The 26,374-nt window shown below is 64.2% G+C and carries 28 protein-coding genes and 1 pseudogene; 20 read left to right on the plus strand and 9 right to left on the minus strand.

The window, feature by feature from the left end; genetic code table 11:
- The first annotated feature begins 2 nt into the window (after nucleotides 1-2).
- The 3 genes from mdoH (at nucleotide 3) to JF515_RS04305 (ending at nucleotide 3,149) form a co-directional block, all read left to right on the plus strand.
- Nucleotides 3-2,093: a glucans biosynthesis glucosyltransferase MdoH gene (mdoH, locus tag JF515_RS04295; RefSeq protein ID WP_203101331.1), complete on the plus strand. Its 2,091-nt coding sequence runs from the start codon at nucleotides 3-5 to the stop codon at nucleotides 2,091-2,093.
- A 68-nt stretch (nucleotides 2,094-2,161) separates the two neighbouring features.
- A complete protein-coding gene (locus JF515_RS04300; protein WP_203101333.1) occupies nucleotides 2,162-2,539 on the plus strand; it encodes a CBS domain-containing protein in 378 nt (125 codons plus the stop codon).
- A gap of 43 nt (nucleotides 2,540-2,582) precedes the next feature.
- Nucleotides 2,583-3,149 (plus strand): DUF805 domain-containing protein, encoded by a 567-nt coding sequence (locus tag JF515_RS04305; protein ID WP_203101335.1) that lies wholly within the window; start codon nucleotides 2,583-2,585, stop codon nucleotides 3,147-3,149.
- A gap of 83 nt (nucleotides 3,150-3,232) precedes the next feature.
- On the opposite strand, the gene JF515_RS04310 is transcribed toward JF515_RS04305, so the two are convergent.
- Nucleotides 3,233-4,213 carry a malate dehydrogenase gene (locus JF515_RS04310; RefSeq protein ID WP_203101337.1) on the minus strand — a complete coding sequence of 327 codons (981 nt, stop codon included), beginning with the start codon at nucleotides 4,211-4,213 and terminating at the stop codon, nucleotides 3,233-3,235.
- A gap of 633 nt (nucleotides 4,214-4,846) precedes the next feature.
- On the opposite strand from JF515_RS04310, the gene JF515_RS04315 reads away from it, so the two are divergent.
- From JF515_RS04315 to JF515_RS04330, 4 genes are all read left to right on the plus strand, one after another.
- Entirely contained in the window at nucleotides 4,847-5,614 is a 768-nt protein-coding gene (locus JF515_RS04315) for a hypothetical protein (protein WP_203101338.1), read from the plus strand.
- Entirely contained in the window at nucleotides 5,611-5,793 is a 183-nt protein-coding gene (locus tag JF515_RS04320) for a hypothetical protein (RefSeq protein ID WP_203101339.1), read from the plus strand. The genes JF515_RS04315 and JF515_RS04320 overlap by 4 nt, the downstream gene beginning before the upstream one ends.
- A gap of 83 nt (nucleotides 5,794-5,876) precedes the next feature.
- The gene (locus JF515_RS04325; protein WP_203101340.1) at nucleotides 5,877-6,632 is read left to right on the plus strand and encodes a hypothetical protein; all 756 of its coding nucleotides are present in this window, start codon (nucleotides 5,877-5,879) and stop codon (nucleotides 6,630-6,632) included.
- Between the two features lie 333 nt (nucleotides 6,633-6,965).
- Nucleotides 6,966-8,078 (plus strand): NAD(P)/FAD-dependent oxidoreductase, encoded by a 1,113-nt coding sequence (locus JF515_RS04330; RefSeq protein WP_203101341.1) that lies wholly within the window; start codon nucleotides 6,966-6,968, stop codon nucleotides 8,076-8,078.
- Here JF515_RS04330 and JF515_RS04335 read toward each other — a convergent pair.
- Both JF515_RS04335 and JF515_RS04340 read right to left on the minus strand, forming a co-directional pair.
- The gene (locus tag JF515_RS04335; RefSeq protein WP_203101342.1) at nucleotides 8,038-9,075 is read right to left on the minus strand and encodes an AraC family transcriptional regulator; all 1,038 of its coding nucleotides are present in this window, start codon (nucleotides 9,073-9,075) and stop codon (nucleotides 8,038-8,040) included. The genes JF515_RS04330 and JF515_RS04335 overlap by 41 nt on opposite strands.
- 127 nt (nucleotides 9,076-9,202) lie before the next feature.
- Nucleotides 9,203-9,526, minus strand: coding sequence for a poly(hydroxyalkanoate) granule-associated protein (locus tag JF515_RS04340; RefSeq protein ID WP_203101343.1), 324 nt, complete (start codon nucleotides 9,524-9,526; stop codon nucleotides 9,203-9,205).
- A gap of 128 nt (nucleotides 9,527-9,654) precedes the next feature.
- On the opposite strand from JF515_RS04340, the gene JF515_RS04345 reads away from it, so the two are divergent.
- The 8 genes from JF515_RS04345 to JF515_RS04380 all read left to right on the plus strand — a co-directional run bounded on the left by JF515_RS04345 (nucleotide 9,655) and on the right by JF515_RS04380 (nucleotide 17,294).
- A complete protein-coding gene (locus JF515_RS04345; protein WP_203101344.1) occupies nucleotides 9,655-11,193 on the plus strand; it encodes a carboxylesterase/lipase family protein in 1,539 nt (512 codons plus the stop codon).
- 46 nt (nucleotides 11,194-11,239) lie between these two features.
- Entirely contained in the window at nucleotides 11,240-11,572 is a 333-nt protein-coding gene (locus JF515_RS04350) for a BolA family protein (RefSeq protein ID WP_203101345.1), read from the plus strand.
- A complete protein-coding gene (locus JF515_RS04355) occupies nucleotides 11,569-12,510 on the plus strand; it encodes a rhodanese-related sulfurtransferase (protein WP_203101346.1) in 942 nt (313 codons plus the stop codon). Before JF515_RS04350 ends, JF515_RS04355 begins: the two co-directional genes overlap by 4 nt.
- A 3-nt stretch (nucleotides 12,511-12,513) precedes the next feature.
- The gene (gene modA, locus JF515_RS04360; protein WP_203101348.1) at nucleotides 12,514-13,239 is read left to right on the plus strand and encodes a molybdate ABC transporter substrate-binding protein; all 726 of its coding nucleotides are present in this window, start codon (nucleotides 12,514-12,516) and stop codon (nucleotides 13,237-13,239) included.
- Nucleotides 13,236-13,916, plus strand: a complete 681-nt coding sequence (gene modB, locus JF515_RS04365) for a molybdate ABC transporter permease subunit (RefSeq protein ID WP_203101350.1) — start codon at nucleotides 13,236-13,238, stop codon at nucleotides 13,914-13,916. The genes modA and modB overlap by 4 nt, the downstream gene beginning before the upstream one ends.
- Nucleotides 13,913-14,959 (plus strand): molybdenum ABC transporter ATP-binding protein, encoded by a 1,047-nt coding sequence (gene modC, locus JF515_RS04370; RefSeq protein ID WP_203101352.1) that lies wholly within the window; start codon nucleotides 13,913-13,915, stop codon nucleotides 14,957-14,959. Before modB ends, modC begins: the two co-directional genes overlap by 4 nt.
- 94 nt (nucleotides 14,960-15,053) lie before the next feature.
- Nucleotides 15,054-16,622 (plus strand): GMC oxidoreductase, encoded by a 1,569-nt coding sequence (locus tag JF515_RS04375; RefSeq protein WP_203101354.1) that lies wholly within the window; start codon nucleotides 15,054-15,056, stop codon nucleotides 16,620-16,622.
- A gap of 12 nt (nucleotides 16,623-16,634) precedes the next feature.
- Nucleotides 16,635-17,294, plus strand: a complete 660-nt coding sequence (locus JF515_RS04380) for a hypothetical protein (protein WP_203101356.1) — start codon at nucleotides 16,635-16,637, stop codon at nucleotides 17,292-17,294.
- 99 nt (nucleotides 17,295-17,393) lie between these two features.
- Here the strand turns inward: JF515_RS04380 and JF515_RS04385 are convergent, their stop codons facing one another.
- Nucleotides 17,394-17,930 (minus strand): YecA family protein, encoded by a 537-nt coding sequence (locus JF515_RS04385; RefSeq protein ID WP_203101358.1) that lies wholly within the window; start codon nucleotides 17,928-17,930, stop codon nucleotides 17,394-17,396.
- A gap of 164 nt (nucleotides 17,931-18,094) precedes the next feature.
- Here JF515_RS04385 and JF515_RS04390 point away from each other — a divergent pair, with 164 nt between their 5' ends.
- From JF515_RS04390 to JF515_RS04410, 5 genes are all read left to right on the plus strand, one after another.
- Nucleotides 18,095-18,895, plus strand: coding sequence for an SDR family oxidoreductase (locus tag JF515_RS04390; protein ID WP_203101360.1), 801 nt, complete (start codon nucleotides 18,095-18,097; stop codon nucleotides 18,893-18,895).
- Nucleotides 18,895-19,752 carry a tRNA 2-thiocytidine(32) synthetase TtcA gene (gene ttcA / locus JF515_RS04395; protein ID WP_203101362.1) on the plus strand — a complete coding sequence of 286 codons (858 nt, stop codon included), beginning with the start codon at nucleotides 18,895-18,897 and terminating at the stop codon, nucleotides 19,750-19,752. The genes JF515_RS04390 and ttcA overlap by 1 nt, the downstream gene beginning before the upstream one ends.
- A 136-nt stretch (nucleotides 19,753-19,888) precedes the next feature.
- On the plus strand, nucleotides 19,889-22,048 hold the full coding sequence (locus JF515_RS04400) for a malate synthase G (protein WP_203101364.1): 2,160 nt from the start codon (nucleotides 19,889-19,891) through the stop codon (nucleotides 22,046-22,048).
- Between the two features lie 180 nt (nucleotides 22,049-22,228).
- On the plus strand, nucleotides 22,229-22,480 hold the full coding sequence (locus JF515_RS04405) for a DUF2789 domain-containing protein (RefSeq protein WP_203101365.1): 252 nt from the start codon (nucleotides 22,229-22,231) through the stop codon (nucleotides 22,478-22,480).
- The gene (locus tag JF515_RS04410; RefSeq protein ID WP_203101367.1) at nucleotides 22,477-22,893 is read left to right on the plus strand and encodes a hypothetical protein; all 417 of its coding nucleotides are present in this window, start codon (nucleotides 22,477-22,479) and stop codon (nucleotides 22,891-22,893) included. The genes JF515_RS04405 and JF515_RS04410 overlap by 4 nt, the downstream gene beginning before the upstream one ends.
- A gap of 14 nt (nucleotides 22,894-22,907) precedes the next feature.
- Here JF515_RS04410 and JF515_RS04415 read toward each other — a convergent pair whose 3' ends face one another.
- From JF515_RS04415 to JF515_RS04435, 5 genes and pseudogenes are all read right to left on the minus strand, one after another.
- Complete coding sequence (locus JF515_RS04415) at nucleotides 22,908-23,621, minus strand: TetR/AcrR family transcriptional regulator (protein WP_203101369.1); 714 nt, start codon at nucleotides 23,619-23,621, stop codon at nucleotides 22,908-22,910.
- A 124-nt stretch (nucleotides 23,622-23,745) separates the two neighbouring features.
- Nucleotides 23,746-24,366 (minus strand): isochorismatase family protein, encoded by a 621-nt coding sequence (locus tag JF515_RS04420; protein WP_203101371.1) that lies wholly within the window; start codon nucleotides 24,364-24,366, stop codon nucleotides 23,746-23,748.
- A complete protein-coding gene (locus JF515_RS04425) occupies nucleotides 24,363-25,409 on the minus strand; it encodes a 2,5-dihydroxypyridine 5,6-dioxygenase (RefSeq protein ID WP_203101373.1) in 1,047 nt (348 codons plus the stop codon). The genes JF515_RS04420 and JF515_RS04425 overlap by 4 nt, the downstream gene beginning before the upstream one ends.
- Nucleotides 25,410-25,432: 23 nt before the next feature.
- Nucleotides 25,433-26,239, minus strand: a complete 807-nt coding sequence (locus tag JF515_RS04430) for an alpha/beta fold hydrolase (RefSeq protein WP_203101375.1) — start codon at nucleotides 26,237-26,239, stop codon at nucleotides 25,433-25,435.
- 9 nt (nucleotides 26,240-26,248) lie between these two features.
- Nucleotides 26,249-26,374: pseudogene (locus tag JF515_RS04435) on the minus strand (Asp/Glu racemase); the annotation flags it as partial.

A 26,374-nucleotide genomic window follows, 5' to 3' on the forward strand; every position in this document is an offset into this window, starting at 1 on the left:
CCATGAACGCGAACCCCGAAGCACCCACCGTGCCGCGCTGGAAGGTGGTGGCGGCCACCCGCCGCACAATACTGATACTGCTGGTGCTGGCACAGACCGTGGGTGGCCTGTACGGCATGCAGTCGGTGCTGCCTTATCACGGTGGCAACCTGCTGGAAAAGGGCATCCTGTTCCTGTTCGCGGTGTTGTTCGCCTGGATCTCGGTGGGTTTCTGGACCGCCTTGCTGGGGTTCTGGCTGCGCCGGCGCGGCGGCGACCGCTATTCCCTGGTACGCCACCATGACGCCGCCACCCTGGCGGCCACGCCTCTGGCGCGCACCGCGGTAGTGATGCCGGTGTACAACGAGCCGGTGGACCGCACCCTGGCCGGTTTGCGCGCCACCATCGAGGACCTGCGCGCCACCGGCGAGCTGGACCACTTCGATTTCTACATTCTCTCCGACAGCCGTGACGCCGAGCAGTGGCTTGCCGAACGCAGCGCCTGGTATCGGCTGTGCGAGGAACAGGATCTGCATGGCCGGCTGTTCTACCGCCACCGGCCGGTCAATCTGAACTTCAAAAGTGGCAACGTGGCGGATTTTCTGCGCCGCTGGGGGCGCGACTACGTCTACATGGTGGTGCTCGACGCGGACAGCGTGATGGGCGGCAATACGCTTACGCGCATGGTGCGGCACATGGAGCTGGCCCCGCGCGTGGGTATCCTGCAAACCAGCCCGTCGCTGATCAACGCCCATTCCGCCTTCGCCCGCTTCCAGCAGTTCGCCAACCGGGTGTACGGTCCCTTGTTCACCGCCGGTCTGGCCGGCATTCAACTTGGCGAGGCCGCCTACTGGGGCCACAACGCGATCATCCGCACCGATCTGTTCATGCGTCACTGCGGTCTGCGCCGGCTCAGCGGGTTCGGCCTGTTCAATGGCCCGATCATGAGCCACGACTTCGTGGAAGCCGCCTACATGGGCCGGGCCGGCTATGAGGTATGGATGGAGCCGGAGCTGGACGAAAGCTACGAGGAATCACCGCCCACCCTGGTGGACGAACTGACCCGCGACCGGCGTTGGGCCAAGGGCAACCTGCAGCACGCCTGGTTGTTCTTCTTCGCCCCCAGGCTGCGTTTCGCCCATCGCATGGCGTTCCTTAATGGCATTCTGTCCTATCTGTCGTCGCCGATCTGGCTGGTCTTTCTGATTCTGACCAGCATCGAGGCCACCCGGCTGACGTTGTGGCCCATCGATTACTTCCCCGACCAGCGCGGCAGCATGTTCCCGGTGTGGCCGGAGTGGCACCCGCACTGGGCCGTGGGATTGGTGCTGAGCACCCTGTTTCTGTTGTTCGTGCCCAAGTTCCTGGCGGTGCTGGATGTGCTGCTCACCGGTCGGCGGCGCCAGCACGGCGGCGCCTGGCGGTTGTTCTTGTCGGTATGCCTGGAATTGCTGGTGTCCATGTTGCTGGCGCCGATTCGCATGCTTGCCCACAGCCGTTACGTGCTGGAAGCCCTGTTCAACGTGCGCCTGCACTGGGGTGGCCAGAACCGCACCGATGAGACCGGCTGGCGACAGGCGTTTCTCAGCCAGGCGCCGGGCACCCTGCTGGCGATCGGCTGGTCGGGCCTGGCTTTGCGGCTGGACCCGATGTTCTTCTTCTGGTCCCTGCCGGTGGCGCTGCCGCTGATTCTGGCCGCGCCCACCTCGGTACTGCTCAGCCGGGTGGCGATCGGTGAACGCCTGCGCCGCCGGCGTCTGCTGCTCACCCCGGAAGAACAGCGGCTTTCCCCCCAGGTGGATACCATCGCCGCGCCGCGACCGCTCAACCCGGTGCGCCTCACCGCCTTCGAGGCGGCGGTGCTGGACCCGGTCCTCAACCGGGTGCACCGGGCGCTGGCCCGGCGCCGGCGCCCGGTGGATGCCGAGGCCTGGCGGCAGTGGCTGGAGCGCTGCATGAAGGAGGGCCCGGACGGCCTCAACCGCCGTCAGCTCAATGCCCTGGCCCGGGACGCCGACGCGCTGGCGCGTCTTCATCAGGCCGCCTGGACCGCGCCCCGGGACAGTTACTGGGGCGTGCGGGTCGGGGTGGTGAAAAGCCGCGATTATGGGTAGGCTTCTGTCCCTTCTTTGACGCTTCAAGGGACGAAGCCATGTTGAGAGCCAATCCGGTCAGGGATTGCATGAAACCGGACCCCTTCACACTGTCTCCTTCCTCGACGGTAAGCGATGCCGCCCGGGCCCTGCTGACGCGCAATCTTTCCGGCGCGCCGGTAGTGGATGAGCGCGGAGAGCTGATCGGTATGTTTTCCGAAGCGGACGCGCTCAAGGCCGCCCTGGACGCCGATTACCACGGCACCGGCAGCGGGCGGGTAGTGGATTATATGAGCCGCGAAGTGCATGGCGTGCCGGTGGCGGCCACCGTGCAGGAGGCGGCGGAACTGTTCTTGCGTTATCACCGGCGAACCTTGCCGGTGGTCCAGGGGCCGCGGCTGGTGGGACTGCTAAGCCGCGGGGATGTGCTGCGCCAGGTGACGCCGGCGAGGACAACGTCACCGTGATGGTGGTGGCACGATGTTTAACGACCAAACAGGGGATCACCCGATGAATCAACCTTACCAAGCGCCGGAAGCCAGCCTGGGGGCCGGCTCCGAGGAAAACTATCAGCCCAGGTTGTTCCAGACCTCCGGCCGTCTCGGTCGGGCGCGTTATTTCGTTTACGTGATGGCGCTCACCATGATCACCTACCTCGCCATGGGGCTGGTCATGGGGGTGGGTTTCGGCAGCGCCTCACCGGGCAGTGGCCCCAGTGGCATCTTTATTATCCTGATGCTGCTGGTGATGGCGCCGGTGAGTATTTTCACCATGGTGATGAGCATCATTTACGGTATTCGCCGGCTTAACGACATGAACATGAGCGGCTGGATGATTCTGCTGATGTTCGTGCCCATCGCCAACTTCGTGATCGCCATCATGCTGCTGTTCGTGCCCGGCTCCAAGGTGGCCAACAAATACGGCCCGAAACCGGCGCCCAATGGAAACGGCGTGATCGCCGCCCTGGTGGTGCTACTGGTTCTGTTCGTGGGCGGCTTCGTGGGCATGGGCGCCATGATCGGCTCCATGAGCCAGGGCATGAACAGCCCGGGCATGTACCAGATGGACGGCTACTGAGCATCTGAGCATCGAACCAAAAAAGGCTCCCCGAGGGGAGCCTTTTTCATGCGCCGATCGCCGCCAGGAGACGGCGGGCGAGGTTACGGCAGCAGGTGTTTCACCGCGTCGCGTTCCTCGGCCAGCTCGGTCTCGGTGGCGGTCATGCGCTCGCGGGAGAAGTCGTTGACCTCCAGGCCCTGAACGATTTCCCAGTCGCCGTTCTTGCACACACACGGGAAGGAGTAGATCAGACCTTCCTGAATGCCGTAGGAACCGTCGCTGTAGATGCCCATGGACACCCAGTCGCCCTCGTCGGTGCCCAGCGCCCAGGAGCGCATGTGGTCGACGGCGGCGTTCGCGGCGGAGGCGGCGGAGGAAGCACCACGGGCCTTGATGATGGCCGCGCCGCGCTGTTGCACGGTGGGGATGTACTCTTCCGCGTACCACTTCCGGTCCACTTGCTCGGCGGCGTTCTTGCCATCCACTTCGCAGTGGTGCAGATCCGGGTACTGGGTGGAGGAGTGGTTACCCCAGATGGTCATCTTCTTGATGTCGTTCACGGTCTTGCCCAGCTTCTCACCCAGCTGCGCCATGGCGCGGTTATGGTCGAGACGGGTCATGGCGGTGAACTGGCGCGGATCGATGTCCGGCGCGTTGCGCTGGGCGATCAGGGCGTTGGTGTTGGCCGGGTTGCCGACCACCAGAACCTTGATACCACGGCTGGCCACCTCGTTGATGGCCTGGCCCTGAGCGGAGAAGATCGCCGCGTTGGCTTCCAGAAGGTCCTTGCGCTCCATGCCCGGACCACGCGGACGGGCGCCGACCAGCAACGCGTAATCGGCATCCTTGAAGGCCACCTTGGCGTCGTCGGTCTGCACGATGCCAGCAACCAGCGGGAAGGCGCAATCTTCCAGTTCCATGGCGACGCCTTTCAGCGCTTCCAGGGCAGGGGTGATTTCGAGCAGCTGCAGGATGACCGGCTGGTCCTTGCCGAGCATGTCGCCGGAGGCGATCCGGAACAGCAGGGAGTAGCTGATTTGACCAGCGGCGCCGGTGACAGCAACGCGTACAGGTGCTTTCATGAACAATCTCCTAACCAGAATTCGGGAGGACGTAAGTGACTGAAAGTTGGGGAGCCTTCGAGCAATGGCGAAACCCGGCACGGGCCAGCGGGCCCGGGACGGCGCGTATTATAGAGGAACCGCGAGCTCATTCATACTTGCCGCGCTGACCTGTTCCCTGATCTCCCCCTAACCTCCGTCTTGTGCGTGGCGGGCCCGCCGCCTGCCAGGCGCTGCCCGCATAGTCCGTCGTCTCCAAAAAATCAGCGGACTGCTTTGTTTCATAGCGGGCTCCTGCCCGAAAAGGTCGCATTTCGCTTCTGTGATCCATCTCTAATAATGCTAAGCCATAATTATTATAGGCTGGCTAAAGGATGTCTTTGATTGGTTGTGCGCCCGCCGGGGATCAGGGGAGGGCAGAGGTTTTTGCCGAAAATAGAAGCTATTTCACGCCGGTCCGTTATTGCCTTTTATATCATCTTACGAGTAATCCGAATCAACTGGGCCGCAAATGCGCGGGCTTGCGATATTGCCCGACCGTGACCCGGCAAGAGTCCGCTGACCAAGCCGAATTGGGGGTTTTTAGGTAATATTTTCCGGGGCGTTGATATTGGGCGTCTACCTCTCGAGTTTACAGCTTGTATGGTGGGGGATATGAGTTTTTCCAAGAACAACACGAAGTTAGTTGGGCGCGTGGCGCGAAAACCGTTGTGGATTTTTCTTATATTTTTTGCTTTAGCAGTTTTATTTCTTGTGGCGGAGGGCATATACAAAGATATCATCCATGATGGACTTGAGCCTGGTCCGAAGCTGGCGACGGTCGAGTATGTTGAGCCGACGAAAGATTTTCCGAACGGCAGTGTTGAGAGATGGTCCTACAAAAATGGATTTTTCTCTTTTGATACCAGAAATGCAAGATCTAGGTTAATAGCTGCATCTGAAGAGACCAGTTTGATGGTTGTCATGGGGGCTTCATGGCGGGAATTTTATGATAAAAAAAACTATTTCAATAATATAAGAAATGATCCTTATAGTGAAATGAGAATTATTTTTCAAGTTAGAACTGATACAGGAAATGCTCATACCCAAATCAGTCATGATATCAGTGTCCTAGGTGGTGTGGATCAACGTTACCCTGATTTCTACGGCTATGCCCGAGGGAGCGGGGCATATCCAAGGTGGACTTATATTGGTAGGTATCCTGAACTTATGAAGCCAAACGGCGAACCTGTAATAATCTCATGCACTGGCGATGATGTTGTTGGGATAGGAAATACAAAAAAGGGTTGGTGTAGTTATTCGTTTATTTACGACGATTTGCTTCGTGCACAAGTCAGGTTTAATAAGCCTTTAATGTATGAGTTCAGCAAAAAACACAGCGATCTTGTCAAGTTTTTGGAATCTTTCAAGGAGGAAAGATGATGGTTTTTTATTATTTTGATCTGTTTACAAAAATAAAAGCTCATGTGGCGGTGCTTTACCATGGAGGCCAATTTTTAGAGAAATGGAAAGAGGTACAGCGGAAAGTATCTCGCCTTATTTACGGCTTTTCCGTAAGAGAGAGTAAAGTTAATGAGTGGTTGTCATGGCTAAGTCATTGACCTGCGAGCAACTCGAAAGTTATCAATTGATTATTGATTGGAGGACAGTCACTTGGGTCAAGCCTTGTTGCTCGCTCGCTTGAATGGGGTGGCTGGAAATGTTTTTAGAGTTAATAAAGAAAATCGTTGGAAGGCCAGTTGTTGCTCTTTTCTTTCTGTTTTTTGGGGGAGCTTTGTTTCTTGTTGGGGAGGAGTTATATAAAGATAGCGTCTATGCAAGAGAAGTGCCGCCACCAATAGCAACTGTTCAATTTTATAAACCAACAAAAGAATTTCCTTCTGGGAGCATGGAGAAGTGGAGATATAAGTACGGTTTTCTTAAAGTCGATAGAAGGTATGGTTATGCTAGGAGTTATAGACTTCCAGAGCCAAGGCTCTTCGCGGCGACAAATGTCGCATGGCCTCATTATGATAAAATGGAAGAGCGTTATGAATTTATCAAGGAAAATCCGGACAGTCGATTGAGAATTCTGTTTTTTATAAAGAGGGGCACAAAGGATATACGTACGGTACTTCCTGCTGATATGGATAAGTTGAGAGGGGTGGATAAGCGTTATCCTGGTTTTCTTGGTTATGCTTATCAGAGTGATAAGAAGCCTCTATGGATTTATATAGGGAAATACCCTGATTTGATTAAACCTGACGGGGGGCTCGTCACGGTGCGATGCTCATCTGATGAAAGCTATGGGATCGATAACAGAAAGGTAGGGCATTGCAGTTACATATTGGTTTTTGATGATTTTCTGCATGCACAGGTTAGATTTAATAAACCATTAATGCATGAATTCAGCAATATGCATAGTGATCTCGTTAATTTTTTGCACTCATTCAAGGAATGATGGATGTGTGATTCATGGACATCGTTTCACTTTTTCTGGCCTCAGGTCGAGCTTGTGGCTTGGATCGCGCATCCCGTACACCTCACCCCAGAAAGGCGTGTCGTGGATTAAATCCATGAATTTTTCCATTGGTCTTCTGCCTCCATGAACCGCTTCTGAACTTTTTCTGCAATCGCCGCTGAATTTCTCTGTTCATGACTCCCGAGTATATTGAAGGGGTGTCTATGAATTACATGGCTCGTATATTTCCACGGCGGATATTCCAAGCCTGTGATGGCCCGAGAATCCGCGGGGACTCAGTCTCGAGCCGCTGCATGGATGAGAGGAGAGACCATGGTGCACTGGGACGTGATCGTGGCGGGGGCCGGCCAGGCGGGATGCGCGGCGGCCTGGGATCTGGCCGCCGGTGGCGCCCGGGTGTTGTTGCTGCACGGTGGTCCGGAGCGGCCCAAGCCCTGTGCCGGCGGCCTTACCATCAAGGCCTTGCGGCGCTATCGCTTTCCGGTGGACGCGGTGATCCGCGAGCGGGTTGATCGGGTGGCCATGAGCCGGGCTGGTGGGCCGCGGGTGTTGGCGGGCGCGGCGGTTCCGTTTTGTGTGATGACCCACCGGCGGGAGCTGGACGCTCTGTGCCGCGAGCGGGCGCTGGCGCGGGGCGCCGAGTGGCGCGCCGTCGCCGGGGTGCGCGCGGTGCGTCAGGGTGCCGCCGGCGTCACCCTGACCACTAGCGAGGGGGAGGTGCTGCGGGCTACCTGGCTGGTCGCCGCGGACGGCGCCCACAGTCCGGTGCGTCGTTTGTTGCAAGGCCAGCCGGCGGCATCGCCGGCCATGGCGCTGGAAGGGCACCTGCCCCGGGCGAAGGCCCGTCATTATCCCCCCATGACCCTGGATTTTCAGGAGGTGCCGGGCGGCTATGGCTGGCTGTTTCCCAAGGGCGATCACATCAACGTGGGCTTGTACGTGTGGCGCCGGGATCGGGCGCGGCTGGGCCGCGATCATTTGGCCGATTACGCCCGCCGGGCATTGGGCAGCGGCGCGTTGGAGGAGGTGGCGGGGTATCCATTGGGGACCTGGCTGGCGCGGCGTTCACCCCGGTGTGGTCGGGTGCTGTTCGTCGGCGATGCCGCGGGCAGTACCGAGCCGTTGTTGGGGGAGGGCATCTACGGCGCCCTGGTCAGCGGTCAACTTGCCGCCGGGGCCCTGCTGGCTGGTCGACCGGGGGATTACCCGCTGCTCATGGCGGACTGGGGCGAGGAGCTGCGCCAGGTGGAGCGCGTCACGCGTATTTTTTATGGCGTGCCGGCGTTCGGTTATGCCGCCCTGAGCCGCTGGCTGGCGCCGACCCTGCTGGCCGGCTACGCCGCCGGGCTGACCCTGGGGGGCACCAAGCGGGCCTGGCGCAGCCTCAAGGGGCGCCGTCACCTTCTCGGTAGCCCAGGGGCGTAACGCCGAACCAGCGCTTGAAGGCGCGGTTGAAGGCGCTTTGTTCCGAATAGCCCAGATCCAGGGCGATCTGGTTCACCGAGCGGTCGCTGTGCAGCAGCCAGTCGCAGGCCAGGCGGCGCCGTTCGTCCTCCAGCAGGGTGGAAAAATCGGTATGCTCGGCGCGCAGCCGCCGACGCAGGGTCCAGGGCTTCACGCCCAGACGTTCGGCGATCGGTTCCAGTTGCGGCACACCCTCCACCAGCCGGTGCTGGATTTCCAGGCGCACCTGTTCAAGCAGGTTGTCCCGGGCCCGGTGCCGGGTCACGGCGCGTTGTACCCGGGAACGGGCCAGGCGGTGCACCTCCGGGTCGGCGTCGCGCAGTGGCAGATCAAGCACCGCCTCGTCCAGTACCAGGGCGTTCAGCGGTTGCTGGAAATGCACCGGGCAGTGGAACACGCGCCGGTATTCGCTATCGTCCGCGGGCGCGTCGTGACGCAGGTGCAGAGCCAGAGGATCGCGTTCGGCGCCCAGAATCCAGCGCCCGAACACCACCGCCCCGGTGAAGAAAGCGTCCACCCGGTGCGCGCTGGTGGGCAGATCCTCGAACGGGGTTTCCCAGATCAGCCACAGGTTCCGGCTCCGCCATTCGAAGCGCAGTTCAGCGAATTCCGAGGTGACCCGGGTGAACGGAATCATCAGTTCGATGGCGTCGCGCAGGGTGGCGCTGGACATGCTGGCGTAGCCCAGTTCGCCCATGAAGCGCGGGCGGATGCCTTCGCCCATGTGCAGGCCGAACAGTGGGTCGCCGCTGCGGCTGACGGCGTGTTCAAGCAGCCGGTTTTCCACGCTCAGGGGAATGCGGGCGGCGGGGGATTCCAGGTCCTCCTCGGTGACGCCCAGGCGGACCAGTGCCTCACTGAGGTCGACACCGGCGTGCAGCGCGGCATCGAGCAGGTACTCGATCCAGAACGAAGCCACGGTCAGGGAGCCGAAGCGGGCGGAGGCGACGTTGGACATAGGCGTTCTTGTTATCGGTATCGGCGCAGCGGGGAGTTTCAGGGAACGTCAGGCGGGTGGATCAAGTCAATGACGAAAACCACCGGCCGGGCGTTCCTGGCCCGACCGGTGACGGCGTGGGCCGCGATCAGGCCTTCTGCTCGCGGGCCAGTTTGTTCACCTTGCGGCTGATGCGGTTGAGCTTTTTGTCCAGGCTCTCCATCTCTTCCCGGGTGGGCAAACCCAGGCCGTGGGCCAGCCGTACCCGCCAGTCGTTGTCGGTGCCTTTGGCGGTGCCGGTTTTTTTGGCGTTGCGCTGACGCAGTGACTCACCGGCTTTCACCAGTTCCTGGAACCAGTCCTGGCCGGTTTCGGTGATTCGGGTGAACGCGCCGCGCGCGGCTTTGGTAAGCTTGTCCGCCGTGGCGTTGAGCTCGGTGACCGTGTCGTTGGTGGACGTGCTGTCATTCATGGAGAGGGCCTCCTTTTCCAATGGTAAGAATGACGGAATGGTAACCAGGGGCCGGTGCCCATCGCTGGATATTGTCCAACAATTAAACAAGCTGTCCCGGCCCACCGGGACCAGGGAGAACGCGCATCATGCAAGTCGTATTGCCCCAGGGGGCCTATCAGGCAGTGGCCGGCGACGGTGTTCAGGAATTCCGTGGCGTGCCGTTCGCGCAACCGCCGCTGGGCGAGGCCCGCTTCAAGGCGCCGCGCCGGCTTCCGGACAGCGATGCCGTGGCGCGCGCCGACCGTTACCCGCTGCCATCCTTGCAGGTGCGCAACCCGATGATGGGCGTGGAGGACTCCGGCGAGGATTGCCTGTACCTGAATATCTGGGTACCGGAGGGGGAGGGGCCTTTCCCGGTGATGCTCTGGTATCACGGCGGCGGTTACGTGGCCGGTTCCGCTTCCCAGATTCTTTATAACGGTGCCGCTCTGGCGGCCAGCCAGCGGGTCATCGTGGTGAACGCCGCCTACCGGCTGGGTGCCCACGGTTTCGCGGATTTCAGCGCCGTGGCGCCGGAGCTGGAAGCGGACACCAACCTGGGGCTGCGCGATCAGGTGGCGGCCCTGGAATGGGTCAACCGCCACATCGAAGCGTTCGGTGGCCGCCCGGATCGGGTGACCATCTTCGGTGAATCCGCCGGCGGTTTCAGCGTCGCCACCCTGATGGCCACGCCCCGGGCGCGGCCTTTATTCCAGGCCGCCATCGTGCAGTCCGGCGCCGCCGATTTCGCTCTTGATCCCGAGGAGGCGGCGAAGGTAACCCGCGCCTTCGTGGGGGCGCTGCCCGGTGACGGTGACGCCGCCGACAAGCTGCGCGCCGCCGATGCCAAGGCCTGGATCAAGGCTCAGAATCAGGCCCTGCGTACCCTGGTGCGGCGCGGTCAGCGCGACACCACGCCGCAGTTCGCCATGAACTTCATGCCCATGGTGGACGGCGACCTGCTGCCGCGCCTGCCGGTGGACGCCATCGCCGCCGGTGAAGCCGCCGATATCGCACTGATGGCCGGGGTGTGCCGGGACGAATACCACTTTTTCCAGTACGCGGGCCCGCTGGCCGGCTTCCCCACGGTGGAGGAGCTGCGCGGTTACGACGACGAGGAGATCCTGCGCCGTTTCGAGCGCGCGCTGCCGGGTAATGGCGAGCGGGTGCTGGCCCATTACCGCCGCGCCGTCACTCCGGACCCGGCCCGCAGCAACATGGACTGGTTCTCCGCCATGGAAACCGACCGGCTGTTCCGTATGCCCACCCTGCGTCTGCTGGATGCCCAGGCCGCCCACCGGGCGGACACTTATGGCTATCAGTTCACCTGGCCCAGCCAGCAGTTCGGCGTGCCCATGGGGGCCTGCCACGTGGTGGACGTGCCCTTCGTGTTCGGCGTGACCGACACCGTGCCCGGGCAGTTCTTCACCGGTGGCACCGACGAGGCCCGGGCGCTGTCCGAGCGGGTACGCGCTGACTGGGGAGCCTTCGCCCGGGGCGAGGCGCCCTCCGGCCCGGCCTGGGGTGAAGGGCGCCGGGTGGTTCAATACGGCCCCGGCGACGCCACGGCGCCGCTGTTTCAGGCCGACGACGAAGCCCTGTGGGCGGACATCATTCCGCGTCCGCGCCCCGGGACTGCACAATAGCGTTATAAAGCGTAGAATATAGCCCTCGTTGATCAGGAGTTCTTCCATGACCGTGGCCCAGGCCATTGAACGCAAGGTGCGCGACGCCTTGCCCGTCGATTATTTGCGCATCGAGAACGAGAGTCACAAGCATAACGTGCCGCCGGATTCGGAAACCCATTTCAAGCTGGTGGTGGTTTCCGGAACATTCCAGGGGCAGATGCCGGTACGTCGTCATCAGGCGGTGTACGGCCTGCTCGGCGAGGAGTTGAACGGCCCGGTGCATGCCCTGGCACTGCATCTGTTCACGCCGGAGGAATGGCGTGCCCAGGGCGGTGACGTGGCCGATTCCCCGGACTGCCGGGGCGGGAGCCAGCATGATCCGGAGTTCGGCCGATGAGCGCCGGCGATATCGTGGTGGCGGCGCTGTACCGCTTCACCCGGCTGGACGACCACGAGAACCTGCGCGAGCCGCTGCTGGCGCTGATGCTTGAGCGAGACGTCAAGGGCACGCTGCTGCTGGCCCGGGAGGGCATCAACGGCACCATCTCCGGGCGCCGCGCCGATATCGACGCGGTGTTGGGCTGGCTGCGCGCGGACCCGCGCCTGGAAGAGCTGGAGTACAAGGAGTCCTTCAGTGACGAGCATCCCTTCCTGCGCACCAAGGTCAAGCTGAAGAAGGAAATCGTCACCATGGGCGTGGAGGATCTGGACCCCAACCGCAGCCGGGGCACTTATCTGGAAGCGGAGGAGTGGAACCGGGTGATCGCCGACCCGGAGACCCTGGTGATCGATACCCGCAACGACTATGAGTACGAGGTGGGCACCTTCGAGGGCGCGGTGAATCCCCATACCAAGGCATTCCGGGACTTCCCCGACTATGTGCGCGACAACCTGGACCCGGCCCGCCACAAGAGGGTGGCCATGTTCTGCACCGGCGGCATTCGTTGTGAAAAGTCCACCGCCTACCTCAAGGAGCAGGGGTTCGAGGAGGTCTACCACCTCAAGGGCGGCATCCTGAAGTACCTGGAAACCATGCCCGAGGAGCGTTCCCTGTGGCGTGGCGAGTGCTTCGTGTTCGACGAGCGGGTGACCGTGAACCACCACCTGGAGCCGGGCGGCTACGATCAGTGTCACGCCTGTCGGCGGCCGATCTCCGAAGCCGACAAGGCGTCGCCGCGATTCCAGCAGGGCGTGTCCTGCCCGCACTGCTACCACGAATCCACGGCGGAGCAGAAAGCGCGCTTCGCCGAACGTCAGAAACAAATCGAGTTGGCCCGGCGGCGCGGTGAGGCGCACCTGGGCCACGACCCCCGCGAACCCTCCGAGGAGTCTTGATCCATGCGTGTATTAGTGGCCCTGATCGGCCTGCTGTTGTCTTTGAGCGCGGTAGCCGCCGATCCGGTGCGGGTGGCGGTGGCCGCCAATTTCGCCAAGCCTCTGGAAACCCTGGTGGCGCTGTATCGACGCGACCACCCGGACGCGGACATCGAGACCACGGTGGCTTCCACCGGCAAGCTGGCGGCGCAGATCCGTCGTGGCGCGCCGTTCGATATTTTTCTGGCGGCGGATGCGCGCCGGCCCCGGGAGCTTGATGACGAAGGCCTGGGCGTGGCGGGTTCGCGCCGCGTCTACGCCATGGGCCGGCTGGCTCTGTGGAGCAAACAGAGCGGTCTTGACCTGGGCCCGGAGCTGCTGAAAAGCGGCGATGTCAGCCCGCTGGCCCTGGCCAACCCGCGCCTGGCGCCCTACGGCGCCGCCGGTCAGGCGGTCATCGATCACCTGGGCCTGCCGGATTCCGTGGACATCGTGCAAGGCGAGAATGTCGGGCAGGCCTGGCACTACGCCAGCAGCGGCGCCGCCCGCGCCGGTTTCGTGGCGTTCAGTCAGGTACGTGGCGCCGGTGGTAGCCTGTGGCTGCCAGATCCGGCCCTGTATCCGCCCATCGAGCAGCAAAGTCTGTTGCTCAAGGACCGCCCGGCGGCCCGCGACTTCTATGAGTTCCTCGCCACGGAGGCCGCCGGTGAGCGCATCGAGCAGGCCGGCTACGGACTGGCACCCCGTTGAACGTCTCGCCGGCGGACTGGCAGGCGCTGTGGGTCAGCGTCCGCCTGGCGCTGATCAGCACCGCGGTGCTGCTGGTGGTCTGTACGCCCCTGGCCTGGTGGCTGGCGCGCCGCCAGCGCCCCGGCCAGGCGCTGCTGGAATCGGTACTGGCGCTGCCCCTGGTGTTGCCGCCCACGGTTCTGGGGTTCTACCTTCTTTTATGGCTTGGCCCGGGCGGGCCCGGCGGCCTGCTGGCCGGACTCTGGGGCGACCATAGTCTGGCCTTCACCTTCACCGGGCTGGTGATCGGGTCGGTGATTTATTCCCTGCCGTTCGTGCTGCAGCCACTCAAGAACGCCTTCGCCGCCATCGACCACGATACCCTGGACATGGCCGCCACCCTGGGCGCCGCGCCCTGGGACCGGTTCCGCAACGTGGTGATCCCGCTGGCCCGGCCTGGTTATCTGTCGGCGGCGGTGCTGGGCTTTGCCCACACCCTGGGCGAGTTCGGCGTGGTGCTGATGATCGGGGGCAGCCTGGCCGGGGAAACCCGGGTCGCCTCGGTGGCGCTCTATGAACACGTGGAAGTGGGCGATTACGCTCGTGCCCACCATCTGGCCCTGGTGCTGGTGGTGCTGTCGGTGGCCATGCTGTGGGCGCTGTTCCGCTGGCAGCGCCGACCGGGAGCGCTGCCATGAGCCTGCAGGTCGATCTGGCCTTGGAGCGAGGCGGCTTCCGGCTCGCCGTGAACGCCACCTTGCCGGAACGCGGCGTGACCATTCTGTTCGGCGCCTCCGGGGCCGGGAAAAGCAGCCTCCTGAAGGCGATCGCCGGCCTGCAACCGTGCCGGGGCCTGATCCGCTTCGGTGAGCGGGTGTGGCAGGACGAGCACCACAATCTTCCCGCCCACCGGCGCCCCGTAGGCCTGATGCTGCAACGGCCCACCCTGTTTCCGCATCTGGACGTGGCCGGCAACCTGCGGTTCGCGGCGCGGCGCTCCGGCGCCAGCGACGGTCGCTGGCGGGAGGTGGTGGCGCTCACCGAGCTGCAGCCGCTGATGGAACGCGGCGTGGCGGGCCTGTCCGGCGGCGAGGCGCAGCGCGTGGCCCTGGCCCGGGCGCTGCTCACCGAGCCGGACCTGCTGATGCTGGATGAGCCGCTGTCCGCCCTGGACGCGGAGCGCCGCCAGGCCCTGATGGCGGTGATCGCGCGGGTCGGCGAGCGGCTGCCGGTGCTGTATGTGACCCATCAGCTCGACGAAGTGATGACCCTGGGCGACCACCTGTGGTGGCTGGATCGGGGCGGGCTGCGCGAGCAGGGCCCCCTGGCGGAGCGATTGGCGGGCCTGCACGGCCCCCTGGCCGCCGGCGGCGAAGCGGCGGTGGTGCTGCGTACCCGCCATCACGGTTATGACCAACGTCACCACCTGCTGGAACTGACCCTGGGCGACGCCGTGCTGCGCCTGCCGGCGACCGGCGCCCGCGGCGATGCGCCGCGCCTCAAGGTGGCGGCCCGGGATGTGAGCCTGGCGCTGACGGCGGTACGCGACTCCAGTGTGCTCAACATTCTGCCGGCCACGGTGGACAGCCTGCGCGACCTGGGCCATGGCCAGTGCCTGGTGCGGCTGCGCTGCGCGGACCAATGGCTGCTTGCCCGTCTCTCCACCCTGTCCCGTGACCGCCTGGGGCTGCGCCCGGGGATGCCGGTGTATGCCCAGATCAAGGCCGCCGCCCTGGTTTAGTTCAAGCGGGAGCGGAATCTGTTAGGCTCGAAACCGCGTGCCGGGCACGCGCGAGAATAACAGGGCGGGGATGCCGCTCTTGGGGGAGAACGCCATGGAAAGGGTGAATACGCTGATTATCGGCAGCGGCTTCGGGGGCGCCGTGATGGCCTGCCGCCTGGCGGAACGGGGCGAGCGGGTGCTGGTGCTGGAACGGGGTCGCCGCTGGTTGCCGGAGGATTACCCGAGCGTCAGCCAGGACCATTGGTTCTGGGACGAGGACGAACCGGAAAAACAGAACGGTTGGCTCGATTTCCGCTATTTCGGCGACATGAGCATCGCCCTGGGCGCCGGCGTCGGCGGTGGTTCGCTGATCTACGCCAACGTCAGTATCGAACCGCCTGCCCATGTGTTCGACCGGGGCTGGCCGGAAGCCATCACGCCGACCGCCTTGCGTGACCACTACCGCACCGTGGGGCGCATGCTCAACGTGCAAACGCTGCCGGACCGGCAGTGGACACCGCGCACCCGCCTGATGCACGAATCCGCCGACCGCCTCGGCCAGGGACACCGTTTCCGGGTGGTGCCCCAGGCGATTACTTTCGATCCGGACTGGCACGCTAGCCTGGATGACGCCCACGGCTACCACCACAGCAAGTCGTGGACCAACGAACAGGGTCAGCGTCAGGGCACCTGCGTGCACTGCGGCAACTGTGATCTGGGTTGCCCGGTGCAAGCCAAGAACACCCTGGACCTGAACTACCTGGCCCGGGCCGAGCAACAGGGCGCGGAAATACGACCGTTGCACCATGCCCGCTGGGTCCGTCCCCTGGAGGGCGGCGAATACGAAGTCGGCGTACGGGATCTGGAAGCCCGCGCCTGGCGGCGGGTCCGCGCCCGCCGGGTGGTGCTGGCCGCCGGCAGCGTGGGCTCCACCGAGCTGCTGCTGCGCTGCCGCGACCAGTACAAAACCTTGCCAAAGCTGAGCCGCGCGCTGGGTCAGGGCTGGACCAGCAATGGCGATTTCATGACCCCGGCTTTCTATGATCACCGGGAAATCCAGCCCACCCGCGGGCCCACCATTACTTCCGCCATCGATTATCTGGACGGCGCCGACCGGGGCGCCCGCTATTTCGTCGAGGACGGCGGTATCCCGGATCTGCTCGGCAACTGGCTGGACCAGGCCGGTCGGCACCCGCGCCTGGCGCGTACCCGTCTGGGCGCGGCGCTGCTGGAATACGGCCGCGACAGCGATCCGTTCAGCAATATGATGCTGTGGTTCGGCCAGGCCATCGACGACCCGGGCGGTCGCTTTCGTCTCGGGCGCCGCTGGTACGCACCCTGGAAAAAGGACCGGCTGCGGCTGGATTGGGATTACCGGCACGCCGAGAAGGCGGTGCAGGGCCTGGCGGATCGGCATCTCAAGCTCACCGAGGTCACCGGCGGCGACGCCATGACGCCAGCCACCTGGCGCTGGTTCAAGAATCTGGTCACGCCGCACCCGTTGGGAGGCTGCAATATGGCCGATACCGTGAAGCAGGGGGTGGTGAACCACGCCGGGGAAGTGTTCAATTATCCGGGACTGTATGTGGTGGACGGCGCCACGGTGCCCCGGGCCCTGGGGCTCAATCCGTCGCGCACCATCGCCGCCCTGGCGGAGCATGCCGCCGAGCACTGGGTATAGAGGCAAGAAACCATGACCGACGACGACCGTTTCCATGTGGTGCTTACCGGCGACCTGCTTGGCGGTGCCGACCCCGAGCAGGTAACGGCGAACCTGGCGCGGCTGTTCAAGATGCCCGAGGCCAAGGCCCGGCAACTGCTGGCCGGCGGTGCCCGGGTGGTGAAGAAGGACGCGGATGAGGCCACCGCGCGCAAGTTCCAGGTGGCGCTGCGGCAGGCCGGTGCCCGCTGCGAGCTGACGCCGGTGAACCCGCCGGCGGCGGCGCCGGAAGACGCGGGCCGGGCGGCCCCCGCCGGGACCTCGGCGCCGGAGGCGACCCCGGAACCGGCGGCGCGGCCCGCCACGTTCGAGGCGCGCGCCGGCTTGAACGTCGAGCGGGCCCCAGTGGGCAGCGCCGGCCAGGACAGTGCCGATCAAGACAGTGCCGATCAGGACGGCGGGGATCTGGAAACCGTGGGCACCATTCGCACCGGCGGCGCGGGTTTCACCGGTGCCTTCAAGGTGGCGCCGGTGGGCACCGATCTGGACCCTGGAGGCCGCCCGGAACCGGCTCCGGCGCCGGATGTGAGCCACCTGTCCATGGCCGAACCCGGCGCCGACATCGAGACCCTCAAGCGCGACCAGCCGCCGGTCGCGCCGGACATCAGCCACCTTTCCCTAAGCGACGAGTAACCGGTGGGTGGCTCCAATGGGCGATCGGGGTGATCGCTTTTTTCCCGCTGTAGGAGCGACTTTAGTCGCGATCCCGCGCGTTAAGCGCCGGCTCTCAGCTCAGCCTTCCGGCCCCTGGAAATGCAGCAGGATTTCCTCCAGGACGTCGGGAATCCCGGTGGCCATCTGCCGTACCAGCTGGCCATCTTCCCAGATCGCGTCCAGCTCCGGGTCCTCGTCCAGGCCGGAGATCAGCATCATCGGCAGCAGCCAGTTGGCCATGGTTTCCTGGTCGTCGTCTTCGCCGAACCAGCGTTCCTCGTGCTCGAACACCGCGCTGAGAAAGCCGGCGCACCAGGAGGCCAGGTCGTTGCCGTCGTCCTCCTTGTAGGGGTCGAGCAGGCAGGGCAGGGTGATCCGTTCGCCGGCCAGGGTGTCGGTGAGCAGCCGCGCGCGCAGCTCCTCCAGGGCGGCGGCGACGGCGTCCGGCAGGGTCATGTCCAGGGCGGCGCCGAAATCCGCCGGGCCGTCATAGGGGCCCACGGTGAAGCCACACAGCAGGCCGTGGGTTTCCACCCAGGAGGGAGCCTCCTCGCCCTGGTCGGCGAAAAAGCGGGTCACGGTGTCCTTCAGGCTGGGGTTGGTGATGGCGGTCATGGGGCCTTCGTGGTTGCCGGTGGATGGGCCGCCAGGATACCCGTTCGCCACGGCGGCGCCCAGCCGTCGGCGGGGCTATCGCATTTCCCGCCGCCAGCGCCTAGTCTTGGGCATCAATTCCGTGTAATCCGACACATGTAACCCAACAACAGGGAGAAACCGTCATGCCGTCATCGTCGTTAGCGGATCAGGTGGTCTGGATCACCGGGGCGTCCTCGGGTATCGGCGAGGCGGCGGCGGCGGAGTATGCCCGCTATGGCGCCCGCCTGGTGCTGTCCGCCCGCCGGGAGGCGGAGCTGGAGCGGGTGCGCGCCGGCCTGGTCAACGCGGAGGAACATCTGATCGTGCCCCTGGACCTGGCCGACGAGTCGGCCATGGTGCCGGCCACCGAAAAGGTGCTGGCCCATTTCGGGCGCATTGATCAGGTGGTGCACAATGGCGGCATCTCGCAGCGCGCCCTGGCCCGTGACACCAGTCTGGAAGTGGACCGGCGCATGATGGAAGTGAACTATTTCGGCACCGTGGCGCTGACCAAGGCGGTGCTGCCGGCTTTTCTGCGCCAGGGGGGTGGCCGGTTCGTGGTGGTCACTTCCCTGGTGGGCGAGATCCCCACGCCCAAGCGTTCCGCCTACAGCGCCAGCAAACATGCCCTGCATGGCTTCTTCGAGGCGCTGCGGGCCGAGGAGTACGACAATGGCGTGCGGGTCACCCTGGTGCTGCCCGGGTTCATCCGCACCCGCCTGTCCTACAACGCTCTGGTGGGCGACGGCAGCGAGCAGGGTACCCTGGACGACGCCCAGGCCAACGGCATGGACCCGGCCCTGTGCGCGCGGCGGCTGGTGGAGGCCGTGCAGCGCGGTCGCGATCAGGTTATCATCGCCGGCCGCGAGGGAGCGGGCGTGTATTTGAAACGCTGGGCGCCGCCGCTGTACCGTCGCGTCATCCGCAAGATCAAGGTAACCTGATGATCGCCGACACCCTGGACGCAAAACAACGTACCCGCCTCAACAAGCTGCAAAAAAAGCTGCGGCGCGAGACCGGACGCGCCATCGCCGACTTCAACATGATCGAGGAAGGCGACAAGGTCATGGTCTGCCTGTCCGGCGGCAAGGATTCCTACACCATGCTGGAGATCCTGCGCAATCTTCAGCATTCCGCGCCGGTGCATTTCGAGTTGGTGGCGGTGAATCTGGATCAGAAGCAGCCCGGTTTCCCGGAGCATGTGCTGCCCGACTACCTGGACCGGGAAGGGGTGGCCTACCACATCCTGGAAAAGGACACCTATTCCATCGTCAAGGAGAAGGTGCCCGAGGGCAAAACCACCTGTGGTCTGTGCTCGCGGTTGCGCCGGGGCAGCCTGTACGGCTTCGCCGAGGAGATCGGCGCCAACAAGATCGCCCTGGGCCACCACCGTGACGACATCGTCGAGACCCTGTTTCTGAACATGTTCTTCGGCGGCAAGATGAAGGCGATGCCGCCCAAGCTGCGCAGCGATGACAACAAGCACATCGTGATCCGTCCGCTGGCCTACTGCCGCGAGAAGGACATCATCGAATTCGCCGCTTTCAGACAGTTCCCGATCATCCCCTGCAACCTGTGCGGCTCCCAGGAGAACCTGCAGCGCCAGGCGGTCAAGGAGATGCTCAACCAATGGGATAAGCAGCACCCGGGCCGGGTGGAAAGTATCTTCTCGGCGATCCAGAACGTGGCGCCCTCGCAACTGGCGGACACCCGGCTGTTCGATTTCGAACGCCTGGAAGAAGGCCAGCAACGGGGCGGCGCCGCGGCCCACAAGCTGGACGTGGTCAATCTGTTCGGCTGACGGTGACCGGGGCGTCACGCCTGGCGCCGTCGATGGCATGATTCACGGCGCGGTTTCCGGTAAAATGCCGCCGCTTTCCGGCCAGCACGCGTTGCCCTGGCCTCGTATCGACTCTCGACCTGAAAGGTAGGAGCACATGACCGATCGCATCCAAAAAGGCGGCCTGGACGTCGCCAAAGAACTCCATGATCTGGTGGCCAACGAGATCGCCCCGGGCACCGGCGTGGATCCGGAGCACGTCTGGGCCGAGCTGGAAAAGATCCTCGCCGACCTGGCGCCGCGCAACAAGGCGCTGCTCGCCAAGCGCGAGGACATCCAGAAGAAAATCGATGCCTGGCACCTGGATCGCAAGGGTCGGAAGATCGATCCGGCGGAATACAAGGCGTTTCTCCAGGAGCTGGACTACCTGCTCCCCGAAGGCGACGACTTCAAGGTAAGCACCAAGAACGTGGACGAGGAATTCGCCCACATCGCGGGTCCGCAGCTGGTGGTGCCGGTGCGCAACGCCCGCTTCGCGCTGAACGCGGCCAACGCTCGCTGGGGCAGCCTCTACGATGCCCTGTACGGCACCGACATGATCTCCGATGAAGGCGGTGCCGAAAAAGGCGGCGCCTACAATCCCAAGCGGGGCGCCAAGGTCATCGCCTACGCCCGGGATTTTCTCGACCAGTATTTCCCGCTGGCCAGCGGCTCCCACAAGGACAGCACCGGCTACGCCATCGAAGGCGGCAAACTGGTGGTGCGCCTCAAGGACGGTGAATCCGGCCTGAAGGACGAAAGCCAGTTGCAAGGCTACCGGGGCGATGCCGCCAAACCGGACGGCGTGCTGCTCAAGCACAACAACCTGCACGCGGAAATCCAGGTGGACGATCAGCACCCGATCGGCGCCGAGGACCCGGCCCACGTCAAGGACGTGCTGCTGGAATCCGCCGTCACCACCATCCAGGACTGCGAGGACTCGGTGGCCGCGGTGGACGCGGAAGAAAAGGTCGAGGTGTACCGTAACTGGCTGGGCCTGATGAAGGGTGACCTGAAGGAATCCTTCGACAAAGGCGGCCGCACCCTGACCCGTGCCCTCAACCCGGATCGCGAATACACCGCCGTTGATGGCGGCACCCTGGTGCTGCCGGGCCGCTCCCTGATGCTGGTGCGCAACGTGGGTCACCTGATGACCAACCCGGCCATTCTCTTCAAGGGCGAAGAGGTACCGGAAGGCATCATGGACGCCATGTTCACCGTGCTGGGCGCCATGCACGACCTGAAGAAAACCGACGGCGCGCGCAACAGCCGCACCGGCTCGGTGTACATCGTTAAGCCGAAGATGCACGGCCCCGAGGAAGTGGCCTTCGCGGTGGATCTGTTCGCCCGGGTGGAAGACGCCCTGGGTCTGGAGCGTAACACCCTGAAGATCGGCATCATGGACGAGGAACGCCGTACCACGGTGAACCTGAAGGAATGCATCCGCGCCGCCAAGGACCGGGTGATCTTCATTAACACCGGCTTCCTGGACCGCACCGGCGACGAAATCCACACCTCCATGGAAGCCGGCCCGATGGCTCGCAAGGGCGACATGAAGGGTCTGCCGTGGATCAACGCCTACGAGGCCTGGAACGTGGACATCGGTCTGGAATGCGGCCTCAAGGGCGTGGCTCAGATCGGCAAGGGCATGTTTCCGAAACCGGATGAAATGGCCGAGATGATGGCCACCAAGGCGGCCCATCCGAAAGCCGGCGCCAACTGCGCCTGGGTACCGTCGCCCACCGCCGCCACCCTGCACGCCATCCACTACCACGAAGTGGACGTGGCGAAGGTGCAGGACGAGCTGGCCGGTCGCGAGCGCGCCTCCCTGGACGATATTCTCACCATTCCGCTGCTGGATCGTGAGCTGAGCGCCGAGGAAATCCAGCAGGAGTTGGACAACAACGCCCAGGGCATCCTCGGCTACGTGGTGCGGTGGGTGGACCAGGGCGTGGGCTGTTCCAAGGTGCCGGACATCAACAACGTGGGGCTGATGGAAGACCGCGCCACCTGCCGGATCTCCAGCCAGCACATCGCCAACTGGCTGCACCACGGTATCGTCAGCGAAGAGCAGGTGATGGAGGCCATGAAGCGCATGGCCGAGGTGGTGGACCAGCAGAACGCCGGCGACCCGAGCTACATCAACATGGCGCCGGGCTTCGATGGCAAGGCCTTCCAGGCCTCCTGTGATCTGGTGTTCAAGGGCCGCGAGCAGCCCAGCGGTTACACCGAGCCGGTTCTGCACCGCCGTCGCCTGGAGCTCAAGGGCGAAGCCTGATTCCTCGGCTTTCCCCTCGACCCCTGAAAAGCCCGGCCCTCGCGCCGGGCTTTTTTGTTTCGTGGCAACGAGAACGCGAAGGGCTCCTATAATGAAGGGCGCGTATTTTGTGCCGTGGTGCGATGACGGTGGCGCGGGGATTTGGGATATTAGCGTTATTCAAACAAGCGGAGGTTGACGATGGATACGGTACACGCGCGGATGACCAATCTGTTCCTGCAACTGGGGCTGGACGCCAGTCCGGAAGGGATCGAGCGCTTTATCGCCGGGCACTTTCTGCCAGCGGAAGTGAACATCGTCGACGCGCCGTTCTGGAATGATGCCCAGCGCCAGTTGCTGCGCGAACTGCTTAACAGCGACGCGGAATGGGCGCTGGTGGTCGATCAGCTGAACGAATCCCTGCACGAGGAGGACCGGGAGGGACGGTCTTGAATCGCTCGGTGTTCGTAAAGGCCCATTTCGCGCCGTTGTTCAAGGATGTCACGGTGAAGGTGGGTACGGGGGAAAGGAAACGCGGGCTGCTTGGTGGCGAGAAGGAGGTGACCCGCAAGGAGACGCAGCGCCAGCAAGTAGGCTGGTCGGACAGCCGGATCGACGGTGCCCGTCTGGCGCGGGACATTGACGACGCGATCCGCGTACTGAATGAGGAGGGCTACGAGGTGGTCGGCCTGTCGCCGGTCACTTCCGGCGCTTACCGGTACCAGTACAACGCCCAGGGCGTATCCAGCAGCAAACGTATCCTCAGCGAGACGGAGAAGGTGTCCGGCGGTGGCAGCTTTGGCTACGGCTATGGCTACAGCTACACGGAAGGCATGGTGATCGTGGCCCGTTACCGGGGCGACTGAGGGCTCTCGCCCGCTCAGCCCGCCGGCTCGGCTTCCATGCCGGCGGTGACGAAGGCGGTCATCTGCCGCAGCACTTCCTCGGAGTCTTCCGGGTGGCAAACCCCCGGCGCCAGTTGTTCAAGGCGGTGTGTGTCCGAGAACGCGTACATATAGGCGCCGATCATCAGCGTCACGCGCCAGTAGGCATCGCGTTCGCTGAGCGAGGGCAGGGCCTTGCGGAACGCCTCCACGAACGCCTGGGTGGACTGGTTGTAGGCCTCGTTACGCAGTTCGTAGGAAATTTCCGGTGGCTCGGTATGCAGCCGTGCCTGCAGACGGATGAAGGCGCGGCCGGCGACGCTGCCGCGCAGTTCCAGGGTGGGAATCAGAAAGGCGCGCACGATGTCGGTGACGCTCAGGGCATCGCGTTGCTCGAGATCGTGGAGGCGCTCCAGACGCTGGTCGGAAATCCGCTTACCCCGGCGCAGAAAGACTTCCTGGAACAAGCCGTACTTGGAACCGAAGTAGTAATTGATCAGCGCCTGGGTGACCTCGGCGGCGTCCGCCACCTCGCGCAGGGTGGTGCCGGCGTAACCCCGTTCCGCGAACAGCAGCTCGGAGGCATCCAGAATGCGGTCGCGAACCTGGCCGTTGGAGCCCCCGGGGCGGCCCGGTTTGTTACGGGTCGCCGGCTTGGCCTTCTTGGTGGGCGCGATCCCGCGTCGACCCTGGACTTTGGAACTGGGCATGGCTGTTGGCACCGCCGAAATTAATGAAGTGAATAAATAAAACAATGCCGCGTATTCTAGGGCCTGCCCGCCCTCTTTGCATCCCATCAGAGGGATGCAAAGAGGGCGGTGCCCGGTGACCGGTTCAGCCGTCGAGGCGTTCGCGGAGCCGGGCCCAGGTCAGTACGTCGGCGTTCTTTTGCGCCATGTCGAACAGGTTGGCCTCATGGGGCGCCAACGCCCGGTCGCCGACGCAATCCTCCAGCACCAGGGGCCGGAATCCGTGGCTCATGGCGTCCACCACGCTGGCGCGCACGCAGCCGCTGGTGGTACAGCCCGCCACCACCAGACTGCCCACGCCGCGCTGGGTGAGCCAGGCCGCCAGACCGGTGCCGAAGAAGGCGGAGGGCACGGTCTTGCGCACCACCCGTTCGCCGGCCACCGGCGCCAGCTCCGCCACGATGGCGCTGGCCGGGTCCGCTTCCTTGAGCCCGAGCAGACCCGGCACCTTGAGGGTGAACACATTACCGTCGGCGCCGTCGTCGGCGAACACGATGCGGGTATGCACCACCGGCCAGCGGCGCCGACGTGCTTCGGCGAGCACCGGCACGGTGGCGGCGATGGCGGCGGGGATGTTGCCACCGCCGAATTGCTCCGGGTCGGCGAAACCGTTGACGAAATCGATCAACAGCAGGGCCGGTGGGCCCTTCAGCCCCAGTTCCCCACCGAAGCCCTGACGTTGATAGACGGATGACGAGGTGCTCATGATGCCGGCTCCTGATCCAGCACCCGACCGTCGCGGACCACCGCCTGGCCGTCCAGGGCGACGGTGCAGCCGCGCATCGGGATGTCGATGTGGCAGGCGGCGGTGCGGTCACCGCCGGCCTCGTTGTTGGGGCCGGTGGACCACAGGAAGTTGCCCTCGAAGGCGCGCGCGTCCATGCCGATGGTGGCTTCCCGGTCGTACAGGGCCAGGGTCGACCAGCGTGCCCGCTTCTGCAGGCCCCAGCCCACGTGGGACAGGGCGTAGGATTCCGGGTCCTCGAAGGCGTCCATGTAGTCGCGCAGCAGGTCCGCGTCCAGGCCGCCTTCGATGGCGGTGACATAGCCGTCGCGCACGGTCATGCGCACCGGTTCCCGTACATAGCATTTCTGCGGCAGCAGGATGTCGCCCTTGTCGAGCACCACGGTACCGTTGGCCTGGCCCTCGTTGGCCCAGGTCACCACGAAGCCGCTTGGCCAGTGATCCCAGCGGCCTGGCTGGTCGACGAAACCATATTCCTGGATCACCGGATAGTCGCCCAGCGGGCAGTGCAGGTCGGTGCCGGCGGCGGAGGTCACGTGCATCTCGCGGGCCTGTTCCAGGCGGGCGGCGGCCTGGTTGACGCGGGTCCGATCCGCCTCGGTGGGCACCAGGCGGGCGAGGATTTCCGGTGGCTCCACCGCCAACAGAATACGAGTGCCGGATTTGAGGATGTCGAGCTGCTCCGGAGAGAACAGCAGCGTCATCAGATCCAGCACCAGATCGCTTTCCTTGAGCGCGGCGATGGCCGCCCGGTTGCCGCTCAGCGGGGTGGTGCCCAGGTAGGCGAGCGGATCGCGGCTCAGCGACTTCTCGCCGTTCACCGGGGGCAGTTCCAGACGGTTGGCGCGGGCGCCGAGCTGACCCAGCGCCACCAGCGCGGTGCGCAGGGTCTGTGGATGGCTGGTGTCGCTGGTCAACAGCGTGACGATGTCGCCGGCTTTCAGGTTGGAGAGGCTAAGCACCTGTTTCCAGGCGTCGATCATCTGGGTATCGCTGACCGCCATATCGAAGCTCCTTTAAACGAGGTTCAAAGCGGGGTGCCGAGGAAGTCGCCGAAGGCGCGGTAGAACGCGGCTTCGTCGTCCCAGGGAATCATGTGACCGGCGCTGGTGACGCGGGTCACGCGCAGCTCCGGAATCAGCGTCTCGATTTCCTCCACGTCCGCGTCGCTGATCACGTCGCCACGACCCGCCGCCATCAACAGCACTGGTACCTGGATGTGCGGCATGTCCTGGTGAATGTCTTCCTGATGCATGTCGTCGTAGCTCTTCACCACCGCGCGCTCGTCGCAGGTGTGCAGCCATTCCGCCCGCAAGCGCAGCTGTTCCTCGGTCCAGGTGGGGCAGAACTCGCGCATGGCGTCGGCGTCCATGCCTTCCAGAGCGGCGCGGATGGAATCCACGTACCAGGGCAGGGCAGAGGGGTAGGGGCGCCGTCCCGGACCCGATACCGGCGGGTCGATCAGCGCCAGCCGGTCAAAACCGGCGTCCGGGTGGCGGCGGGCCAGGCGCACGGCGATGCGCCCGCCCATGGAGTGCCCCACCACCATGTACTGCCGCAAACCCAGCGCCTTGGCGAAGGCGGCCACGTCGTCGGCCTGAGCATCCAGGCCGTAGTCCAGGGTGTCGGAGGCTTCGCTGAGCCCGCGACCGCGCACGTCGAGCACATAGGTGTCGAAGTGGCGACCAAAGCGCTCGGCCACGAAGCCCCAGGTCACCGCCGGGCTGGTGATGCCGGGTATGATCACCACCGCCGGCCCCTTGCCGCCGTAGCGCAGGTAGTGCTGGCGGATGCCGTTGGCGTGCACATTGGCACCGTACAGGTATTCGCTCATGGGACCTCCTTAATAGGCGCCGGACAGCAGGGCCCCGGCGCCGGGAACGACGGGTTCCAGGTCCAGGGCCTTGAGCATTTGGTAGGTGGTGGCGATGGCGGCGGTGACCACGGGTTTTCCGGTCAGGGCCTCGAC

Origin of the sequence: Alloalcanivorax marinus (assembly GCF_016785095.1) — a bacterium.
GTDB classification, from domain to species: Bacteria; Pseudomonadota; Gammaproteobacteria; order Pseudomonadales; family Alcanivoracaceae; genus Alloalcanivorax; species Alloalcanivorax marinus_A.

Excerpts from the sequence above, each read along its gene's own strand:
- JF515_RS04380 (WP_203101356.1), top strand. The coding sequence starts at position 16,635 with ATGACCGACGACGACCGTTTCCATGTGGTGCTTACCGGCGACCTGCTT.
- JF515_RS04335 (WP_203101342.1), bottom strand. The coding sequence starts at position 9,075 with ATGTCCAACGTCGCCTCCGCCCGCTTCGGCTCCCTGACCGTGGCTTCG.
- JF515_RS04350 (WP_203101345.1), top strand. The coding sequence starts at position 11,240 with ATGACCGTGGCCCAGGCCATTGAACGCAAGGTGCGCGACGCCTTGCCC.
- modC (WP_203101352.1), top strand. The coding sequence starts at position 13,913 with ATGAGCCTGCAGGTCGATCTGGCCTTGGAGCGAGGCGGCTTCCGGCTC.
- JF515_RS04400 (WP_203101364.1), top strand. The coding sequence starts at position 19,889 with ATGACCGATCGCATCCAAAAAGGCGGCCTGGACGTCGCCAAAGAACTC.
- JF515_RS04425 (WP_203101373.1), bottom strand. The coding sequence starts at position 25,409 with ATGGCGGTCAGCGATACCCAGATGATCGACGCCTGGAAACAGGTGCTT.
- JF515_RS04330 (WP_203101341.1), top strand. The coding sequence starts at position 6,966 with ATGGTGCACTGGGACGTGATCGTGGCGGGGGCCGGCCAGGCGGGATGC.
- JF515_RS04420 (WP_203101371.1), bottom strand. The coding sequence starts at position 24,366 with ATGAGCACCTCGTCATCCGTCTATCAACGTCAGGGCTTCGGTGGGGAA.
- ttcA (WP_203101362.1), top strand. The coding sequence starts at position 18,895 with ATGATCGCCGACACCCTGGACGCAAAACAACGTACCCGCCTCAACAAG.
- JF515_RS04355 (WP_203101346.1), top strand. The coding sequence starts at position 11,569 with ATGAGCGCCGGCGATATCGTGGTGGCGGCGCTGTACCGCTTCACCCGG.
- JF515_RS04405 (WP_203101365.1), top strand. The coding sequence starts at position 22,229 with ATGGATACGGTACACGCGCGGATGACCAATCTGTTCCTGCAACTGGGG.
- JF515_RS04315 (WP_203101338.1), top strand. The coding sequence starts at position 4,847 with ATGAGTTTTTCCAAGAACAACACGAAGTTAGTTGGGCGCGTGGCGCGA.
- JF515_RS04325 (WP_203101340.1), top strand. The coding sequence starts at position 5,877 with ATGGGGTGGCTGGAAATGTTTTTAGAGTTAATAAAGAAAATCGTTGGA.
- mdoH (WP_203101331.1), top strand. The coding sequence starts at position 3 with ATGAACGCGAACCCCGAAGCACCCACCGTGCCGCGCTGGAAGGTGGTG.
- JF515_RS04305 (WP_203101335.1), top strand. The coding sequence starts at position 2,583 with ATGAATCAACCTTACCAAGCGCCGGAAGCCAGCCTGGGGGCCGGCTCC.
- JF515_RS04320 (WP_203101339.1), top strand. The coding sequence starts at position 5,611 with ATGATGGTTTTTTATTATTTTGATCTGTTTACAAAAATAAAAGCTCAT.
- JF515_RS04415 (WP_203101369.1), bottom strand. The coding sequence starts at position 23,621 with ATGCCCAGTTCCAAAGTCCAGGGTCGACGCGGGATCGCGCCCACCAAG.
- modA (WP_203101348.1), top strand. The coding sequence starts at position 12,514 with ATGCGTGTATTAGTGGCCCTGATCGGCCTGCTGTTGTCTTTGAGCGCG.
- JF515_RS04340 (WP_203101343.1), bottom strand. The coding sequence starts at position 9,526 with ATGAATGACAGCACGTCCACCAACGACACGGTCACCGAGCTCAACGCC.
- JF515_RS04375 (WP_203101354.1), top strand. The coding sequence starts at position 15,054 with ATGGAAAGGGTGAATACGCTGATTATCGGCAGCGGCTTCGGGGGCGCC.
- JF515_RS04300 (WP_203101333.1), top strand. The coding sequence starts at position 2,162 with ATGAAACCGGACCCCTTCACACTGTCTCCTTCCTCGACGGTAAGCGAT.
- JF515_RS04430 (WP_203101375.1), bottom strand. The coding sequence starts at position 26,239 with ATGAGCGAATACCTGTACGGTGCCAATGTGCACGCCAACGGCATCCGC.
- JF515_RS04385 (WP_203101358.1), bottom strand. The coding sequence starts at position 17,930 with ATGACCGCCATCACCAACCCCAGCCTGAAGGACACCGTGACCCGCTTT.
- JF515_RS04390 (WP_203101360.1), top strand. The coding sequence starts at position 18,095 with ATGCCGTCATCGTCGTTAGCGGATCAGGTGGTCTGGATCACCGGGGCG.
- JF515_RS04310 (WP_203101337.1), bottom strand. The coding sequence starts at position 4,213 with ATGAAAGCACCTGTACGCGTTGCTGTCACCGGCGCCGCTGGTCAAATC.
- JF515_RS04345 (WP_203101344.1), top strand. The coding sequence starts at position 9,655 with ATGCAAGTCGTATTGCCCCAGGGGGCCTATCAGGCAGTGGCCGGCGAC.